Raw genomic sequence first — 2751 nt, forward strand, 5'->3', positions numbered from 1 at the left:
TGGCGCGCGTCCCGCAGGCGCGCCCGTCAGCTTCCGCGCGGGTGGCGCGTCCGCGGCAGCTTCTTCGCCGGCCGCCGCGGCGCCGGCCAAGGTGCTTGACTTCGCCATGGGCGACAAAGTCAAGCACGGCAAGTGGGGCACGGGAACGATCGTGGCCATGAAGGGCTCGGGCGACGATACCGAGCTGCAGATCGCATTCCCGGCCCCGGTCGGCGTGAAGCGGCTGCTTGCCAAGTTCGCGCCGATCGAGAAAGCGTAATTTAACCCATGAGAGGACGGAACCCCAATGGCTTTGCCGATGCCGGATGCTTTGGAGACCATGCAGGCCCTTATCGAAGAGATCTCCAAACATAACTACCACTACTATACCCTTGACGAGCCGACTATCAGCGATGCGGAATGGGACGCGCTTTATGCGAAGCTGATGGAGCTTGAGGCGGAGACGGGCGTCGTGCTGCCGCATTCTCCGACGCAACGCATCGGGGGCGAGCTTCTGAAAGGCTTTGAGCCGCACAAGCATTTGGCGCGGTTGTGGAGCCTGGACAAGGCGCAGAACCATGAGGACCTGATGGCGTGGCATACGCGCGCTCAGAAGCTGGTCAATGACTATAACGCGAAGCATCCGGATGAACCCCTTCCTCCGCTTTCGTTCGTGGTGGAGTTGAAGTTCGACGGACTAACGTTGAATTTAACCTACGACGGAGGAGAACTCGTGCAGGCGGCGACCCGCGGCAACGGACAAGTGGGGGAAGGCATTCTGGCTCAAGTGAAGACAATTAAGTCGGTGCCTCTGCGCATTCCTTATACCGAGGGGATTCTTGAGGTGCAGGGCGAAGGCATAATGAACCTGTCGGTGCTTGAGAAATATAACGAGACGGCCGCGGAACCGCTCAAGAACGCCCGGAACGCGGCGGCCGGAGCGCTGCGCAACCTGAATCCGAAAGTAACGGCGGAGCGCCGTTTAAACGCCTATTTTTATAACGTCGGGTATTCGGACAACGTTCAATTCCGGGATCATCGGGAGATGGTCGAGTTTTTGCGCGCGAATCAGTTCAGGGTCAGCCCGCTCGTCGAGTTTTTGGATAGTATTGAAGCGGTTGAGGAAGAACTGCAGCGGATCGCTTCCATGCGGAACACGTTTGATTTTCTAATTGACGGCTTGGTGGTCAAAATCAATGACATGCGTACGCGCGAAGTGCTCGGCTATACCGATAAGTTCCCGCGCTGGGCGGTCGCTTATAAATTCGAGGCCGAAGAAGCGGTGACAACGCTGCTAGGGGTGCAATGGAACGTGGGCCGTACCGGCAAAGTGACGCCGCTTGCGCGCGTTGAGCCGGTCGATATTGCCGGGGTCACGGTGCAGAACTGCACGTTGAACAACATGGATGATATCGCCCGCAAAAACTTGACCCACGCACTCGGCAGTCTCATCTACATCCGTCGCTCGAACGACGTCATTCCCGAGATTCTCGGCAAGGTGACGGAGGACGCCGACGGTCAGGAGATTACGGCTCCTTCAGTCTGTCCGTCGTGCGGACATACGCTTGAGCTGCGGGGCGCACACTTGTTCTGTCCGAACCGGCTGGATTGCCGTCCGCAGCTGGTGGGCCGGATTACGCATTTCGCTTCGCGCGATGCGATGGATATCGAAACGTTCAGCGAGAAGACGGCGGAGCAGTTGTATGACGAGTTAAGCGTGCGCGACCCGTCCGACTTGTATGACTTGAAGTTCGATGACTTGGTCAAGCTCGACCGCTTCGGGACGAAGAAGGCGGAGAATCTGCTGGCCGCGCTTGAGAAAAGCAAGACACCGGACCTCGCGTCCTTCCTGTTCGCCCTGGGCATTCCGAACACCGGCAAAACGACTACCAAAGAGCTGGCCGACCATTACCGCAGCCTGGACAAGCTGATGGAGGCGACGGCGGAGGAATTGATGACGCTGCCGGATATCGGCGGAATCGTGGCGGACAGCATCGTTCGCTTCTTCCAGGACCCGGCTATGCGGCGCAGCATAGAGCGGATGCTGGCGGCAGGTGTCACTCCGATTGCGGAAGAAGCGCCGGCAGCCGTGGACGAGAGCAATCCGTTTTTCGGCAAAACGGTCGTCCTCACGGGCACGCTTACGACGATGAGCCGTGACGATGCGGCGAAGAGGCTGGAGAAGCTGGGGGCGAAGGTGACCGGCAGCGTCTCGAAGAAGACGGACATCGTCATTGCGGGCGAAAGCGCCGGCAGCAAGCTGACGAAAGCGCAAGAGCTCGGCATTCGGATCATTGACGATGAGCAGGAGCTCATTCGTCTGCTTGGCGAATGAGGAAGACATGGAGACGAGGAGACTTCTTTGTATCGGTGCAAGCGGACAAAGAGGTTCCTCGTTTTTTTGTTTGTTGATTGGCCTGGGGCAGGCGGGGCCCCGAAACTTTTCTCATCGGGCGGTGAGATTTGGATATCTGACGACGGAACAACTCCTGTCTGGCGATGGAGCGAAGCGTTCGGGCAATTAGTAAACACGTAATAAAAATAAGGAGTTGCAATTTATCTATGACTTGTGATACATTATTGCTTGTCGCCGCAAACGGGTTAGATCGAAATCGAAGCCGAATGCGATGGCGGTAAAAAAATAACAGTTGCAAAGTTCGTCGAAAAATGATAAGATATATTCTTGTCACGACAAAAAGTGCAGCCGTGATGAAAGCTCTTTGAAAACTGAACAAATGAGACAAATGTTATACATGAGATAGCAATATCTCA

General features: G+C 56.5%; 1 protein-coding gene and 1 pseudogene. Both read left to right on the forward strand.

Features of this window, described 5'->3' with window-relative positions:
* A pseudogene (locus tag JMF85_RS05540) lies at positions 1–259 on the forward strand (ATP-dependent DNA helicase PcrA); the annotation flags it as partial.
* 39 nt (positions 260–298) lie between these two features.
* Positions 299–2314: an NAD-dependent DNA ligase LigA gene (gene ligA, locus JMF85_RS05545; protein ID WP_141336807.1), complete on the forward strand. Its 2016-nt coding sequence runs from the start codon at positions 299–301 to the stop codon at positions 2312–2314.
* Positions 2315–2751: the final 437 nt, after the last annotated feature.

It is taken from the genome of Paenibacillus sp. EPM92 (assembly GCF_016586185.1).
GTDB classification, from domain to species: Bacteria; Bacillota; Bacilli; order Paenibacillales; family NBRC-103111; genus Paenibacillus_G; species Paenibacillus_G validus.